This window comes from Vibrio sp. 10N.286.49.C3 (assembly GCF_041469545.1).
Lineage (GTDB): Bacteria > Pseudomonadota > Gammaproteobacteria > Enterobacterales > Vibrionaceae > Vibrio > Vibrio tasmaniensis_A.
In genome coordinates, this window is record NZ_JBFRKT010000037.1 from 1 (window position 1) to 16,546 (window position 16,546).

Sequence of the window (16,546 nt, forward strand, 5' to 3'; positions counted from 1 at the left end):
AAATACGCGAAACGGGGTAGTTCTATCTTTAAATTTAATTACGCAACAAAGCCAGTTAACGACCTCCCTAATTTAGCAAACCATAAATAACATCAAGTATTGCAAAATTTTGCAGAAAGCCGCTAACTTTAGTATGCCACAGTTAGTTTTCGTTACAGTAGCCTAAGTTGCATTATGAGCAATACAGACTCAAGGATATCTGCTTGTTATGATAACTGTTGCTCTACAAGCGTCTTCCAGAACCCAACACCGTGTTCCAAAATATTATCGTTAAAATCATAATGCGGGTTATGAAGAGCAGTACCTCCACATTCACCAACACCATTCCCAACTAGCACATAGCACCCTTTTACTTCGCGTAACATGAACGAGAAATCCTCACTGATGGTGAAGCGTTCACAAGCTCCATTCACATTATCTTCACCAACAACCGCTTGTGCCGCTTTCACTGCATGAGCCGTCTCTTCAGGCGTGTTAATCGTTGATAAGAAGCTGTTGTTGAAGTGGTATTGATAATCAACACCTGCTGACATGCACTGGCCAGCGACGACACGCTCAATCGCTTTCTCAATTTTATGCAATGCTTGATCGGTAAAGCTGCGAGTGTCACCAGAAATAGTCACTTGCGAAGGAATCACATTCACGGTTCCATTGGTAACAAAGTTAGTCACCGAGATAACCGCCGTCTCATCAATGGCGCTCAAATTACGCGAAACGATGGTTTGCAGTGCTGTGACCACCTGAGCTCCAACAACAATCGGATCGGTTCCCATGTGTGGCATCGCCGCGTGGCCGCCCGTCGCTTTGATCACAATCTCAAAACTGCTTTCACTTGCCATAAGCGAGCTTGGACGAGTCACAAATTTACCTTCTGGGATACCCGGTAAGTTATGCATAGCGTAAATCGCATCCATATTCCAACGAGTGAACAGGCCATCAGCGATCATCGCTTTCGCTCCTGTGCCTCGCTCTTCATCTGGTTGGAAAATGAAGTATACAGTGCCATCAAATTGCTTACTGGTTGCTAACTCTTGCGCCGCACCCAGTAGCATCGCGGTATGGCCATCATGTCCACAAGCGTGCATCGCTCCTTCATGTTTTGAAGCGTGACAAAAAGTGTTCTGTTCATGAATGCGCAGCGCATCCATATCCGCACGTAGACCAATCGAGCGATCGCTTGTGCCATTTTTCAGAATTCCAAGCACACCTGTTCCGCCAATACCGCGGTGAACTTCAATGCCGAACTCTTCGAGCTTGTTCGCTACGAATTCAGATGTTATGAACTCTTCAGTACCGAACTCTGGATACTGATGTAAATGGCGGCGCCATTCTGTAACGTTGGCAATGTTAGTCATGGAAACTCCAATAAATACTTAAAATTAATTTGTTAAAACTGTTTTAGGTGTCATCCCGCGGGACTTGTTGGATGCTGCAAACAGCATCATTGCTACAATAATCAAGCCAGCAGCCAGCGTCCTAAAAGGTGTGATGGGTTCGCCAAACACCAAAACAGCGATGAAAAATGCAGACATAGGGATGAGGTTTAAAGCCATACTGCTGCCTTCAACACCAACACGCTCTATGCCGTATATGTATGCGATGTAGCCCAGCCCTGATACAAAGCCACCTAGCACGATAATGCAGAGTAACGACCAAGAAGGGTGAATCACTAGTAACAGGCTTGGTACATCGGGGCCTGCAACCAGTAAGTAAATGAAAAATCCAACCGCCGCAAAACCAAATTGATAATGCATGGTGCAAGTTGCACCGTATTTTTCTGCAAGCTGAGCGCGCAAATGAGTCACCGACGCAAAGCTCAGCACACTCAATAGACAAATCAGGAGCCCGATGTTTACTCCTCTATCTTGAGACGTAAACGGAGGAGCTAGCACTAACATGCTGACGCCAACTTCGGTTTGCTTTGAGTTTTCTTGTGGATCATTGCCGAGAAAATCAGGACTAAAGATAAAACAAAGAATGCCATCATGTAGCGTAGCCACACCAACAATCGCGCATCAATGGTTTGTAATGGCAAGGTAGCTAATGCGCCCTCTGAACCCCATAACAACCCTACTCCAATCGCTGCAATCCAACCTTTAGTCACTGATTTCATCACTTAGCTCGCTTCTGGTGTTGCTTTTTTATCGCACGCTAAATTTTCTGAAGATTGTTCTTCCTGCTTTGTCTCAAACTTCGTGAACACGTAAAGTGCGACCACAATTAATGAAACAACGATGGTTTTGCCCATTGCCATCTGTTCGCCAAGTGTTAAAACCGCCACTAAGTAGCCAACCAAAGGCATGAGGTTTAATGCCATCGTTGCCTTTTCTACACCGATACGCTTGAAAGAATACAATTGAATCAAGTAGCTACCACCAGAAATGCCTGTACCTAAGAAAATAAGCAGTGCAATCAACAGCGGGCTAGAGAAAATAATGTAAATCTGAGACAAGTCCAAGCCCATGGTCAACACAACGATAATGCCCATCACAGCAACCGAAATGTATTGGTACAGCATGGAAACCACTGAGCCGTATTTGTCCGCTAAGCTAGCACGTAAATGTGCCGTCCACGCTAAAGCCAGCATCGAGCATGTCACGTAAACATAACCCAGCAGCGGAGTACCGCCTTCAATGGTGTTTGTTGGCCCGACACTCATTGCGTAAATACAAACTGCAGATGCGATGAAAGCGCCCCACTGAATCTTGTTCATACGGAAGTTCATAAACATCATACCGAAGAAGACTGTCGCGAACGGCTGCATACCTTGGATAACACCGTTTTCAGTCGCACCAATATGAGAAAGAGAAAGGAAATTAAAAAGTGAGAAAACCCCTTGTCCCACGATGCCGCAAAGCGCAATACGTCCAATATCTTTGGTATCGATCTTTAATGAAGAACCTAAGTCTGCACTTAAGTTTTTGCTACGTGATGTAAAAAAGAAAATGATTGATAGGCCAATTACCGCGGTAACGTAGCGGAAAAATACCAATGTCATCGGATCAACAGCCATAGAAAGCGGCTTAGAGACCACCCCTGTTACGCCCCAGATACAGGCAACGGCAATGGCGGCAGTCCATCCTAAAAATGTGTCTCTGTTTGTTGTGTTCATTTTTATCTTCCGTAATCTTATTTCTTATTGAATAAGAGCGATGCATCACCGCCCAGTTTTTTTATAATTTTTATGTGCTGACTCTGGAGTCCAGAGCCAGCTTTTGTAGGGTGTTAAATTTGTAAGGTGTTAAGTTTTGAGCTAAATAATGATCAGTTCTGGCTCTGCGCGTTTGCTTAACCATTCAGCGCCGTCTTCAGTAATCACGATATTCTCTTCGTGAACCATTGACTTACCCGGTGCGTAAACCATGCCCGGTTCTAATGTCATCACCATACCCGGCTTAAGTACTGTGTTGTCGGTAGCCGTGTTAGACGGGCGCTCTGTCAGCTCCATACCTAAACCATGACCAAGACGACCAACGTCGTTGCCCAATGCACCATTGGCTTCTAATACTCCCCACATCGCGTTGTAGATGTCAGTCGTGGTTGCGCCCGGTTTCGCAGCCTCAAAGCCTTTCGTGGTCGCTTCGTAAGTAGCGCGGTATGCCGCTTTGGTTTGCTCACTTGCATGACCAAATGCCCAGTTACGGTCGAAATCAGAGAAATAACCATCGCGTACAGCACCCGTATCGATGATCAACACATCTCCCGGTTCAATGATGCGATCGGTAGGACCCATGATGATGCTGTCATAACCATCTGGCCCTGAGCCTGCGATGATGTAAGGGCATTCGTCCGCACCTTCTAACAACATATCGATACGGAACTGTTTACAGATTTCACGCTCGGTCATGCCGGCTTTTGCGTAACCCGGAATCTTGCTAAACCCAACGTTAGTAATGCGGCAGATTTCACGTGTTTTCTCAATTTCAGCTTGTGATTTGATCTGACGAAGTTCATGCATTGCTAAAGACACATCAACAAAGTCTTTCTTAACCATGGTGGTTAATTTCAAGTAGTTGTTCACCGGCATACGTAGGTGAGATTCAATGCCCAGCGTTGCGCCTACTCGGCCATGACGACAAGGCAAAGAGTTCAATGCGCTAGCAACTAAGCTAATGCCATCATCTTCAGGACGAGGAGAAGGCCAAGTAATAATGTTGTCGACCCATGTTCCCGCCATACCACTTGCTCCGATTTCAGGAACAATCGCAATCGGCTTTCCTTCTGCAGGAACGATGACAAACCATGGACGAGTTGGGCTATGCCAAAACTGAGTGTGGAAGCCAGTGAAGTAGCGAACGTTTGGCTCGGTTGTGAAAATCATCGCATCCAGATTCATCTCATGCATGACTTTTTGAGCGCGTGATGTTCTGTGTTCAAACTCAGCTTGTTTGAAGCCGCGGTTTAGGTAGTTAGTCATTGGAACCTCTAATTATTGTATTTAGGTAGGCACTTCGGCTGCTCTTCACAACCAGTAACCAACCCTATAGTTCAATTTTGTTTACGTTACGGTGAGCATCTTACTGACATTTAAGTTAAATAATGTGACCAAGATCTTAGGGTTAACTATAGTGATCAGAAAACATCTAAAACTGGAAATATAGTTGATTACGATCAACTTTAGGTACTTATTTGTAACTTTAGACTTGTGTAGGAAGCGGATATATAGTCTTATAGTTACATAAAGTTAATTGGCAACTTGAAATGCATCGAGTAACCAAAGATAATGAAAGGCAATTAAAGTTAACAATAGTGGTCTAAAATGAACGCATCAGCATATAAATCGTTTAACGTAGAATTCACCGACAATGACAGAGAGCATCTCGCACTGAACTTTCGCTTAGCCGAAACCATTGCCGACTTTATTGGTCCGCACTGTGAGGTTGTGATTCATTCATTCGAGAGCTTTGAAAAGTCGGTAGTGAAGATAGTGAACGGACACCACACGGGTCGAGAAGTAGGGTCACCTATCACCGATTTGGGGCTGAAGATGCTGAGTGTGTTTGAGAGCACTGGTGAGGTCACGCCAAAGAGTTACTTCACCACCAGCAAAGATGGATCGTTACTTAAGTCTACGACCTGTGTGCTAGCTGGAGAAAATGGCAAACCAATTGGGCTGTTCTGTATCAATATGAACTTGTCTCACCCGTTTCCTGAGATCATAAAAACTTTAATGCCAGACATGGCTCATGCCCCTGTGGGTGTGCATGAGAACTTTGGAGCTTCAACAACAGAAGTGATTGAGCAAGCGCTTGAGCACGCTATTTTTGAAGTCGACAACGATGAGTCAGTCAACTTAAAAGGTCGAAACAAAGCCATTACTAAGCAGTTGCTTGAGAACGGTATTTTCGAATTAAAAGAGGCGACAGCATTCGTATCTGAGCGTCTTGGTATTACTCGCCACGCTATTTACAAATACATCCGCGAGTTTAGAGCATAGAAATCCTATAAAGAGAAACGAAATGAAAACAAAAATCCATACAGATCTAGCACCAGCAGCAATCGGCCCTTACTCTCAAGGTATGGCATTCAAAGACCTAATCTTCACTTCAGGTCAATTACCGCTTGATGCAAAAACAATGGCGTTTGTTGAAGGTGGCATCAAAGAGCAAGCTCGTATGTCACTAGAAAATCTAAAAGCAGTTTTGGAACAAAGTGGTGGTTCACTGAATACCGTTATTAAAACCACATGTTTCCTATCTGATATGGAAAACTTCGTTGCATTTAACGAGGTGTACACGGAAGTATTTGGTACAGAGAACGCGCCAGCACGCTCTTGTGTTGAAGCCGCTCGTTTGCCAAAAGACGCACTAGTCGAAGTTGAAGCGATCGCTTACATCAAGTAATCACGTATTGCTTTTAGTGACTGCGTATAGCAAAAAATAACTATGTAATGTTATTAACGACAAAGTAAGGTCATTGAACATCGCTTGATGGCCTTTAATTCCTCTGCCTGTATCTAAGTGTGCCCTATGTTAAAACTATCAAAAAATTCATTCTACACTGGACAAGTTTGCGAGCTATTCACTGCATCTCAAGCGCAACAAGCGCGTGAGTTTCACCGTCAGATCGAAGGTTACCAACCAACGCCACTTGTCTCTCTTCCTAATCTTGCTAATCACCTTGGTGTTAAAGCGCTCCTAGTAAAAGACGAATCAAAACGCTTCGGTTTGAATGCATTCAAGGTACTCGGCGGTTCTTACGCTCTGGGTCGCCAATTGGCAAAACACCTTGGCATTGATATTTCTGAGATCAACCTTAAAACCGTTGCTTCAAAACTGGATAAGCCACTTGTATTTACGACAGCAACAGCGGGTAACCATGGCACTGGTGTCGCGTGGGCGGCTCGTGAAATGGGCCAAAAAGCTGTGGTTTATATGCCAAAAGGCTCGTCTCAAGCCAGTGTTAACCGCATTCAAGGTTTAGGTGCAGAGTGTATCGTGACGGAAGTTAACTACGACGACACGGTACGCATGGCAAACCAAACCGCTCAAGACAACGGTTGGATGCTAGTTCAAGACACAGCATGGGATGGCTATGAAGAGATCCCAACATGGATCTCTCAAGGTTACATGACCATGGCAGACGAAGCCGTCGAGCAAGTTCAAGAGCAAGAATTTAGCGCTCCAACTCACGTATTCTTACAAGCAGGCGTAGGTGCAATGGCAGGCGGCATATTAGGCTACCTTGCAGACAAGCTAGGCGCAGATACATTTGAAACCATCATTGCAGAGCCAGCAGCCGCAGATTGTATTTTCCGCTCAGGCGAGAAAGGCGAAATGGTCAACGTAACTGGTGAGTTGAACTCAATCATGGCGGGCCTTGCGTGTGGTGAACCAAACCCAGTGACATGGCCAGTATTGCGTGATTGCAGTAACTACTTTATCTCGGTTGATGACAGTATTTCAGCAAACGGGATGCGTGTTCTAGGTAACCCACTACAAGGTGACAGCCAAATCATCAGCGGTGAGTCAGGTGCGATTACACTAGGCCTTCTTTACCAACTTTGCCGAGAGGGCGCAGACCAAGCAGTACGTGATGAGCTAGGTTTAAACCAAGACGCAACCATCATGCTATTTAGCACTGAAGGTGACACCAACCAACCGCGATACCGAGACATTGTTTGGAACGGCTTACACCACTCTAGCTAACTAAAAAACTCCACAACTTCAATAATAAAGCCACGGTATTCACTGTGGCTTTTCGTTAAATCTTTGTCTCATCACCAAGTTGGACTGATGTTCACATATTTTACAACACGCGACATAACATTAGAAAATATTGGCTAGGCAGATCATACTGGTTTCGAGATGAGCATTTACTCTAAATGATTTTGGGGCAGAAATGAGTTAGAGCCCTTAATAACTCACAAAACTCTAAACAAGTTGATGACCACCACACCAAATCACATAGGCTATTAAATTACGTCCCATTTGTTTCTAATAAATGTCTTACCTACATAGTTCCTGTTTACTGTGTCCTTAGATTTTCTGAGTAATCCCCCTCTCTCCGAACTCCTCTGAACACACCGATTATTACAAATACGTAATAATAATTTTCTATTTAAGGGGATTATCAAAACATTCACTCGCACCTATACTGGCTCCAACAAAACGAGAGAGCGGAAACAATTAAGCTCAACTACGCTTAACGGGTTGAATTTAATTGCACGGTTATCCGCTGTACTGACATATATAGGAAACATCCAATGACAATCGAAATTAAACCTGGTCAAACTCATATCAAATCAAAAGCAATGGTTGCATGGGCAGCTGGCGAGCCACTAAAAATGGAAGAAGTTGATGTACAACTTCCTAAAGCTGGTGAGGTTCTAGTTCGCATCGTTGCTACTGGTGTTTGTCACACTGACGCATTCACATTATCAGGTGACGATCCAGAAGGTATCTTCCCTTCAATCCTTGGTCACGAAGGTGGCGGTATCGTTGAGATGATCGGCGAAGGCGTTACAAGTGTTGAGATTGGCGACCACGTTATCCCACTTTACACAGCTGAATGTGGCGAATGTAAGTTCTGTAAATCTGGTAAAACTAACCTATGCCAAGCGGTTCGTGAAACGCAAGGTAAAGGCCTAATGCCAGACGGTACAAGCCGCTTCTCTATCAATGGCGAAACGATTTTCCATTACATGGGTTGCTCTACTTTCTCTGAGTACACAGTACTTCCAGAAATCTCTCTAGCGAAAGTAAACAAAGAAGCACCACTTGAAGAAGTTTGTCTTCTAGGTTGTGGTGTAACAACAGGTATGGGCGCTGTACTAAACACAGCTAAAGTTGAAAAAGGCGACAACGTTGCTGTATTCGGCCTAGGCGGTATCGGTCTTTCTGCAATCATTGGTGCTCGCATGGCTGGTGCTGACCGCATCATCGGTGTTGATATCAATGAGAGCAAATTCGAGCTAGCAAAACAGCTTGGCGCGACTGACTGCATCAACCCAACTAAATTCGACAAACCAATCCAAGACGTTATCGTTGAGATGACAGACGGTGGTGTTGAGTACTCTTTTGAGTGTATTGGTAACGTAAACGTGATGCGTCAAGCACTTGAGTGCTGCCACAAAGGTTGGGGCGAATCAGTAATCATTGGTGTTGCGGGTGCAGGTCAAGAGATTGCAACTCGTCCATTCCAACTAGTGACTGGTCGTGTATGGCGTGGTTCTGCTTTCGGTGGTGTTAAAGGCCGCTCTGAGCTTCCAGAAATCGTTAACCGCTACATGGCAGGTGAGTTTGGTCTTCAAGAGTTCATCACTCACACAATGGGTCTGCAAGACGTAAACGAAGCATTCGACCTAATGCACAAAGGTGAATCTATCCGTACTGTTCTACACATGGATAAATAATTCTCCTTGGCCTCGATTCTTTCGAGCATCGAGGCCAAAGTTATAAATGAAAAGCAACAAACTGTCTTCACCACCTCCTGCCCGGTGGGTGGTGAAACTTTAAATGACATAGACAAGTTACTCCTAAAACCATCAACCTAACGGAGCACAATAGATGACAATCGAAAACATTAGCCAAGCAAAGGTTGCTGGTGGTTGGCACAAACAATACACCCACTTTTCTGCAACGCTTGACTGCAACATGCGTTTTGCGATTTTCTTGCCGCCTAACGCAAGCAAAGAAAACCCAGTTCCTGTTTTGTATTGGTTATCAGGCTTAACCTGTACCGATGAAAACTTCATGCAAAAAGCCGGCGCGTTCAAAGCCGCGGCTGAGCAAGGCATTGCTATTGTTGCACCTGATACAAGCCCACGCGGCGAAGGCGTTGCCGACGATGAAAGCTACGATCTCGGCCAAGGTGCAGGCTTCTATGTGAATGCCACTCAAGCACCATGGGACAGCCATTACCACATGTACGATTACGTGGTAACAGAGCTACCAGCACTTATTGAGTCTTTCTTCCCTGTGACTTCAGTGAAATCGATTTCTGGTCATAGCATGGGCGGACACGGTGCCCTAACGATTGGTATTAAGAACGAAGATAACTACCGTTCTATCTCGGCATTCAGCCCAATCACCAACCCAATGCAATGCCCTTGGGGACAAAAAGCATTCAACCAATATCTAGGCTTAGATATTGAAGAATGGAAACACTACGATGCCTTTGAGCTTCTAAAAACCAAAGGCACTAAGCTGCCAATGTTGGTAGACCAAGGCGAAGCGGACAACTTCCTAATTGAGCAGCTAAAGCCTGAGCAATTGGTCGAAGCAGCTAAGGTAACCAATGCCGATTTAGAGCTACGTATGCAGCCAGGTTACGACCACAGCTACTACTTCATCTCTAGCTTTATTGATGAACACATTGAGTTCCATGCTGCTTACCTAAACAAGTAGTCACACCGATTTAGCCCACACCTTGCAAAAGCGTGAGGTGTGGGCTTTTTTGTGCCTGCTGTTTGGCCAAATACGCTGTTACTAAAGAGCAGCAACAACGATTAACACTTTCAAATACCCCGCTATACCAACAAAAAACAATACAACGAAAAGGTACGACTATGAGCTGGTTTTTCTTAATGATGGGCGTGATGGCGGAAGCACTTTCTCACGTAGCACTTAAAGCAACCGACGGTTTCAGCTTATCTAAACCCATCCCTGCTCTATTGGTGATTTCAGGACATTTGGCGGCATTTCTATTTTTGAGCCAAGCAATGAAAGGGATGCCTGTAGGTGTGGTTCACTCTTTATGGGCGGGCTTGGCTATCGTAACCGTGAGCTTGATTTCTACGTTTGTTTACCGCCAGCACCTCGATACTATGGTGTGGGTTGGTATGTTATTTGTGGCAGCAGGTGTTGTGATGATCAACCTATCTCAAGGTCACTCGCACTAGTGTAGATAGTGACTTATGAACAGTGTGTCAATTCGTTCAAGTTTCCTAACAGACAGTGTCGCCTTCACTTATTCATACTCTTACAATCGGCAAATCAAACCTGTTACCATAGCGTCTTCTACATCACCTATTTTGAAGGTTGCTATGAAAGCAATTAAGACTCTTTTCTTCCTGATGGTTTTATTAAGCGGTCTGTTTACCGCTTGGCTGTTTATCCCGACTCCAGCGATCATGGACAAGCAAACGCTCGACCTTCCATTAACGGAACCATTCAAGCTTGTGGCGTATCGCAGCAACCCGAATGATGCGAGCAAGCCGCTGACTTACCACTACTATGTGATTTCAGATGTGGTTGGCGTGGACGACATGGACCCGTTCCTGATTACCACAGACCAGTTCGTGAAGCTTGGCGAATTCGACGAGAACACGTTCAGTTTAACCGTTAACGGTAAGATCGAAAGCTACACCAACGATTTGTGGATCAAAAAGGCAGACGGCAAACTGCAGCACTGGTACGTGAGTGTTGATGCGAACTATATTCGTTAGAGTCGAATCCAAATAAACCCTATTTTAAAACTGCGCTTTGGCTTCCAAGCGCAGTTTTTGTTTCTAGCGAAATTTTTGTTTCAAGCCGCCCGCCTTAAACTCTCCCTCACTTTTTACCCACCACTGCCGTGCTCTTAAAAATGCTACAAGCAGAGCAGGTTTTATAAGCCCTTAAGATGTTATAAGCTCAGATTATGCTCGACGCTCAATAAATCAAAAATAACAAAGGATCACTCGTGGAATTTACGCTCGACAAATTTAACGGCATCATCATTGACCCAGCAACCGCCCCTCACGATGCTGATTCATTCAATGCCGAACTCAGCGAGATCACCGAATTTTCAAAGCAGAATAACAAAGGCATCATTTGGATTAGTTTGCCTATTTCTCTCTCGCACCTTATTCCTGTGGCGACTGAGCTTGGCTTTGTGTTTCACAACTGTTTGGAAGACGAAATTACGCTGATCCATAAATCTGAGATTGTCGAGTTTGTGCCTTTCATCCCCACCCACACCTTGGGTGCAGGCGCATTGATCACTAACGAACACAATCAAGTGCTGATGATTAAAGAGCACGGTATGACGGGCTACAAATTACCTGGCGGCCATATTGAGTTGGGTGAAGGTATTGAGGAATCGGTTGTTCGTGAAACCTTGGAAGAGACAGGTATCGAGGCAACGTTCGTTTCTGTGGTTGGCATGGCAACAAGACACCCATATCAATTTGGCAAATCGAACCTCTACTTTATTTGTCACCTTATTGCTCAAACTCAAGAGATCGCGATTCAAGACACTGATGAAATTGCAGAGGCTAAATGGGTTGATGTTGAAGAGTACATTAACAACCCTGACAGTTACCCGTTTAACCGCCAATTAGTCGGTTCTCTGATAGGGAAACAAGGATTAGAGCTTACTCATCTAGAAGGTAATTCTGGCCCAACTCACAAGCCCGAGATCTTCTTTTCGCAAAACTAGAACGATTCAAGCATAAAAACGCCCAACTCAATTGAATTGGGCGTTTTGGTTTCTAGCTTTTGTTTTTCTTAATTAAGCCTACTGCGTTGTTAGTTATTCTTTGTACCCATGATTCATTCTCATACTTTTAGAACGAACCTGTATTAGAAGAAGCCCAACGGATTAGTATCGTAGCTGATCAACAGGTTCTTAGTATTTTGGTAGTGGTCGAGCATCATCTTGTGTGTCTCACGGCCAATGCCCGATTTTTTGTAACCACCAAACGCGGCATGAGCTGGGTAAGCGTGGTAACAGTTCACCCAAATACGCCCCGCTTCAATGTTACGACCCATGCGATACGCTAGGTTTGCATCACGCGTCCATACGCCTGCACCTAAGCCATACTCGGTATCGTTAGCGATTTCTAACGCTTCCGCTTCGTCTTTAAACGTCGTTACTGCGATAACAGGGCCAAAGATCTCCTCTTGGAATACACGCATCTTGTTGTGCCCTTCCAGCATGGTTGGCTGAATGTAGTAACCGTTGCCGAGATCATCTGGTTGCTGCGCGATTTCACCGCCTGTTAGCACTTTTGCGCCTTCTTGACGACCGATTTCTAGGTAGCTCAAGATCTTATCAAACTGCTCTTTTGAAGCTTGTGCGCCAACCTGAGTCTCGGTATCTAGCGGGTTACCTTGTTTAATCGTTTGAGCACGCTCGACCACCTTGGCGATGAACTTGTCGTATACCGATTCATGAATCAACACACGTGATGGACAAGTACACACTTCACCTTGGTTGAAGAACGCAAGCAGCATGCCTTCAACACACTTATCAAGGTATTCGTCTTCATGGTTAAAGATGTCTGGGAAGTAGATGTTTGGAGACTTACCGCCAAGCTCAACCGTTGATGGAATTAGGCTTTCTGCGGCACATTTCAGAATGTGGTGACCGACTTCTGTCGAACCGGTAAATGCTAGCTTCGCCAAACGATCGCTGGTTGCTAACGCTTGACCCGCTTCACGACCAAAACCATTCACGATGTTGACTACGCCTGCAGGCAGAAGATCGGCGATCTTCTCCATCATCACCAAAATCGAGGTCGGTGTTTGCTCGGCTGGCTTCATCACCACACAACAGCCCGCAGCCAGTGCAGGTGCCAGTTTCCAAGCCGCCATTAAAATCGGGAAGTTCCAAGGAATGATCTGGCCGACTACACCAATTGGTTCAGGGAAGTGGTAACTCGCCGTGTTTGAATCGAGCTCTGCTGCGCTGCCTTCTTGCGCACGAATACAACCCGCGAAATAACGGAAGTGATCGACAACCAAAGGAATGTCTGCTGCCAAAGTTTCACGCACAGGCTTGCCGTTTTCCCACGTCTCGGCGACTGCGATTTCTTCTAGGTTCGCTTCAATGCGGTCGGCAATTTTAAGCAGAATGTTCGAACGCTCAGTCACACAGGTCGAAGCCCAACTTGCACGAGCAGCATGCGCGGCATCGAGTGCCAAGCTAATGTCGGCCTCTGTTGAGCGCGCGACTTGGCAATACACCTGACCATTTACTGGGGAAGTGTTATCAAAATACTCGCCGCTGACAGGCTTCACCCACTCACCACCGATAAAGTTATCGTATTGCGCTTTAAAGTTAACCACTGCGTTATCACTACCCGGCTGTGCGTAAATCATAGTTAGATCCTTCTTTGATTTGTTCTTCGTTATTGAGCTAGAGCTTTCTTATTTTTGTGGCTGCTCGTCTTGAGAAAAGAACTCATGACAAGACGCCCATGTTTATAATTTCTGTTTAAAACACTGATACTTCGTGTTTTCTTCACAACAGTAACAACGCAAATCACACGCCAGAACTTCAAAACTTGTTGTTAATAAATTGTAAAACTATGATTACCAAACGTTTACAACCCTAAGTGAGTTGGCATTGAACGGACGTCTGGAAAGTACTCCAGTGTTCAACTGTTCCAAATTGGTACACCCTCACTGTTACGACATGGAACAGTCATGCACCTTCAACAAGCAAACACCTCAGATTGGCTTTCATCCTCTTGGCACCGCAGCACAGAAGCGGGTCTAAAACAGAGACGACTTCCCGACGACATTCGCCTACCACAATCGATTCTTAAACAGCGACGTCATCAATCGTCTGACTTAATTCAAATAGTCGAACGTAATGCTCTACCTCTGTTTAATCAGATGTTTGCACGCACTGACAGTCGTTTGATTTTGACCGATATTGAGGGCGTTATTCTTGCGAGTTGGGGACAGGAGCGGTTTAAGGAGAAGCTGACGTCAATTGCACTCAGCTCTGGAGCGTGTTGGCAGGAACAACTCAAAGGCACTAACGCGATTGGCACCGCCATTGTTGAAGCCAAGCCCGTATCCATCATTGGCGAACAACACTTCATCCACCAGCATCGATTTATCAGTTGTTCAGCAAGCCCGGTATTCGATCATCAAGGTCAAATGGTTGGGGTATTGGACATCACCAGTGATCAGCAGCAACACGACAGTTCAGTGCAATTGCTGGTTCAAAATATGGTTCAGCTTATTGAAAATCAGATGTTAAGTCATATCCCACAAGGCACCACTCGAATCGACCTCGCGTGTGAGAAATCGTTATTACACAGTGGTTGGCAAGGAATTGTGATAGCCAATGAAGCTGGCGAAGTAGTAGCGCACAATCAGGTTGCCTCTCAACTGTTGGATCAAACCTCGATCGTTGGCGAATGCATCGAGACTCTCTTCAATCGAGACTCATTTGATGCACCCTTTGTATTTGAGAAACAGCACCTCAAACAACCAACTGCAAAACGCACGCGTTCCATTTCAGCATCGTGCGATTTGCACCATGGCGAACAACAAATTGAACATGCTTGGCAGCAAGCCAACAAGGTAATCGACAAAGGGATCAGCCTATTAATCTTAGGAGAAACAGGGGTTGGTAAAGGCGAGTTTGTTAAAGCGTTACACAAGCAAAGCCAACGTAAATCGTCGCCCTTGGTGGCGGTAAATTGCGGTGCGCTGCCGAAAGATCTTATCGAATCTGAGCTGTTTGGCTACGCGCCGGGCGCTTTTACGGGCGCAAGCCACAAAGGTTTCCAAGGTAAGATCCGCCAAGCAGACAAGGGAATTCTGTTTCTCGATGAAATTGCCGACATGCCATTGGAGGCTCAGTGTCGCTTGCTGCATGTTCTGCAAGATAAGTCCGTTGTGCCTGTGGGTTCGAACCAAAGCTACCAAGTCGATTGTCAGATCATCGCCGCGACTCATAAAAACCTAGAGCAGCTAGTCGCAACTGGAGAATTTCGACAAGATCTCTTTTATCGCCTGAATGGCTTGGCCTTCACTTTACCAAGCCTGCAACATCGACAAGACAAGCACGCCTTAATCGAGCATATTCATCGTAAATACGCCGAGGGTGAACAATCAATTTGCCCACACCTCATGAGTTTGCTGTGCGCCTATTCATGGCCGGGTAATATCCGCGAATTGGACAACTTACTTAAGGTTGCTGCCCTACTGGCGAATGATGAACCACAACTCACACTCGAGCATGTGCCTAGCCACCTTGCTCAACATCTCACGTTATTAGCGCAAGATAATCAGCATCAACTGACGACTCAAAATACCACCAAAGGCACAACGAATAACGATTTAAGAAGTACCGTTGAGGAAACTTTGCTACAAACCTATCAAGCGAACCAAGGCAACATCAGCAAGACTTCGAGAATACTGGGGATCAGCCGCAATACCATTTATCGAAAGCTAAAGAGCTTGGGGATTCTTTAATAATCAAGATGATCAATGGCCCAGTTACTTGAATTTAGTCTGCAAAGTATAAATACATACTTTTTAAGTGGGTATTCCACACTTCGGATGAAATTAAAATGTGACTGATGTCATATAATGAGTAATATATATCCAGAACACCCTCAAACTACAACCTCCTGATTTACCCGGAAATTAAAAACGGCATCAAGTATAAAATATCAACAAATACAATTAGATAATAGAATAAAAACAGCCATACACCTATCTTATAGCTCCTCTCTAAAAGACATAATCCGGAGCGTTATACCATCCTATTTATATTTTTAATCACCCTATTCTTATTGTGTTCATTATTTAGAATTTTCCATTCACGTATCTTGTTTAAAATCTCTGAAAAACTACCACTATTTGGTTAGAGAGATAATATGTTTAACAGTATACGAACGCGAATTGCGGTGAGTGCGGGCGGAGCGATGGCTTTCACTCTGTTAATCGCCATGGGAATGACGACCAACGCATTTACCGATGTGAATAAACAAGTCACTGAAAAAGTAAAAACGCAGCTGACAGAGGCCACTGCTACGGATTTACAAAACACGGCACTTCAACAAGGTTTGAACATCGCTAACCAGCTCAACCCCGTATTAGCGAACCTTAAACAAGTGCGCTCAATCATCGAATTAAGTTCAGAAACCGACGCAAGTGCAGAGCTTATCGTGAAACAGTTTACTGCGGCATTGGAAGCACAAAACAAAGCTGTATTTGCGGGTTACATGGTTTGGGAAGATAAGACATGGTCACAACAGTCTGTCTTGAATAACGAGCTCAACGTGAACAGCGAAAATGGCTCAGAGACGTCGCTGATTTCAGATAACCAACAAGACTCGAACACGGAACTGAGCATTAACACAGAATCAGACTCG

At 44.9% G+C, this 16,546-nt stretch carries 15 protein-coding genes and 1 pseudogene; 10 read left to right on the forward strand and 6 right to left on the reverse strand.

Going from position 1 to position 16,546, the window contains the following annotated elements:
* Positions 1–206 precede the first annotated feature (206 nt).
* From AB4180_RS15680 to AB4180_RS15700, 5 genes are all read right to left on the reverse strand, one after another.
* On the reverse strand, positions 207–1,355 hold the full coding sequence (locus tag AB4180_RS15680; protein WP_102249901.1) for a M20 aminoacylase family protein: 1,149 nt from the start codon (positions 1,353–1,355) through the stop codon (positions 207–209).
* Positions 1,356–1,379: 24 nt separating this feature from the next.
* Positions 1,380–1,898, reverse strand: coding sequence for a DMT family transporter (locus tag AB4180_RS15685; RefSeq protein WP_017099105.1), 519 nt, complete (start codon positions 1,896–1,898; stop codon positions 1,380–1,382).
* The gene (locus AB4180_RS15690) at positions 1,892–2,113 is read right to left on the reverse strand and encodes a hypothetical protein (RefSeq protein WP_017099106.1); all 222 of its coding nucleotides are present in this window, start codon (positions 2,111–2,113) and stop codon (positions 1,892–1,894) included. The genes AB4180_RS15685 and AB4180_RS15690 overlap by 7 nt, the downstream gene beginning before the upstream one ends.
* A gap of 3 nt (positions 2,114–2,116) precedes the next feature.
* Positions 2,117–3,112: a DMT family transporter gene (locus AB4180_RS15695; RefSeq protein WP_017099107.1), complete on the reverse strand. Its 996-nt coding sequence runs from the start codon at positions 3,110–3,112 to the stop codon at positions 2,117–2,119.
* A gap of 141 nt (positions 3,113–3,253) precedes the next feature.
* The gene (locus tag AB4180_RS15700; protein ID WP_017099108.1) at positions 3,254–4,417 is read right to left on the reverse strand and encodes a Xaa-Pro peptidase family protein; all 1,164 of its coding nucleotides are present in this window, start codon (positions 4,415–4,417) and stop codon (positions 3,254–3,256) included.
* A 342-nt stretch (positions 4,418–4,759) separates the two neighbouring features.
* On the opposite strand from AB4180_RS15700, the gene AB4180_RS15705 reads away from it, so the two are divergent.
* From AB4180_RS15705 to AB4180_RS15740, 8 genes are all read left to right on the forward strand, one after another.
* The gene (locus tag AB4180_RS15705; protein WP_004732387.1) at positions 4,760–5,437 is read left to right on the forward strand and encodes a transcriptional regulator; all 678 of its coding nucleotides are present in this window, start codon (positions 4,760–4,762) and stop codon (positions 5,435–5,437) included.
* 22 nt (positions 5,438–5,459) lie between these two features.
* Positions 5,460–5,843, forward strand: a complete 384-nt coding sequence (locus AB4180_RS15710) for a RidA family protein (RefSeq protein ID WP_017095788.1) — start codon at positions 5,460–5,462, stop codon at positions 5,841–5,843.
* 126 nt (positions 5,844–5,969) lie between these two features.
* Positions 5,970–7,148 (forward strand): diaminopropionate ammonia-lyase, encoded by a 1,179-nt coding sequence (gene dpaL, locus AB4180_RS15715; protein WP_017099109.1) that lies wholly within the window; start codon positions 5,970–5,972, stop codon positions 7,146–7,148.
* Positions 7,149–7,705: 557 nt separating this feature from the next.
* On the forward strand, positions 7,706–8,854 hold the full coding sequence (locus AB4180_RS15720) for an S-(hydroxymethyl)glutathione dehydrogenase/class III alcohol dehydrogenase (protein WP_017099110.1): 1,149 nt from the start codon (positions 7,706–7,708) through the stop codon (positions 8,852–8,854).
* Positions 8,855–9,008: 154 nt separating this feature from the next.
* On the forward strand, positions 9,009–9,848 hold the full coding sequence (fghA, locus tag AB4180_RS15725) for an S-formylglutathione hydrolase (RefSeq protein WP_102249902.1): 840 nt from the start codon (positions 9,009–9,011) through the stop codon (positions 9,846–9,848).
* Between the two features lie 161 nt (positions 9,849–10,009).
* A complete protein-coding gene (locus AB4180_RS15730) occupies positions 10,010–10,342 on the forward strand; it encodes a multidrug efflux SMR transporter (RefSeq protein ID WP_012601126.1) in 333 nt (110 codons plus the stop codon).
* Between the two features lie 144 nt (positions 10,343–10,486).
* Positions 10,487–10,888 carry a hypothetical protein gene (locus tag AB4180_RS15735; RefSeq protein ID WP_102249903.1) on the forward strand — a complete coding sequence of 134 codons (402 nt, stop codon included), beginning with the start codon at positions 10,487–10,489 and terminating at the stop codon, positions 10,886–10,888.
* A gap of 236 nt (positions 10,889–11,124) precedes the next feature.
* On the forward strand, positions 11,125–11,862 hold the full coding sequence (locus AB4180_RS15740; protein WP_102249904.1) for an NUDIX domain-containing protein: 738 nt from the start codon (positions 11,125–11,127) through the stop codon (positions 11,860–11,862).
* 143 nt (positions 11,863–12,005) lie between these two features.
* On the opposite strand, the gene AB4180_RS15745 is transcribed toward AB4180_RS15740, so the two are convergent.
* Positions 12,006–13,526, reverse strand: a complete 1,521-nt coding sequence (locus AB4180_RS15745; RefSeq protein WP_102249905.1) for an aldehyde dehydrogenase family protein — start codon at positions 13,524–13,526, stop codon at positions 12,006–12,008.
* 327 nt (positions 13,527–13,853) lie between these two features.
* On the opposite strand from AB4180_RS15745, the gene AB4180_RS15750 reads away from it, so the two are divergent.
* Together AB4180_RS15750 and AB4180_RS15755 are read left to right on the forward strand one after the other, a co-directional pair.
* Positions 13,854–15,641 carry a sigma-54-dependent Fis family transcriptional regulator gene (locus AB4180_RS15750; protein ID WP_102249906.1) on the forward strand — a complete coding sequence of 596 codons (1,788 nt, stop codon included), beginning with the start codon at positions 13,854–13,856 and terminating at the stop codon, positions 15,639–15,641.
* Positions 15,642–16,048: 407 nt separating this feature from the next.
* Positions 16,049–16,438: pseudogene (locus AB4180_RS15755) on the forward strand (methyl-accepting chemotaxis protein); the annotation flags it as partial.
* Between the last annotated feature and the right edge of the window lie 108 nt (positions 16,439–16,546).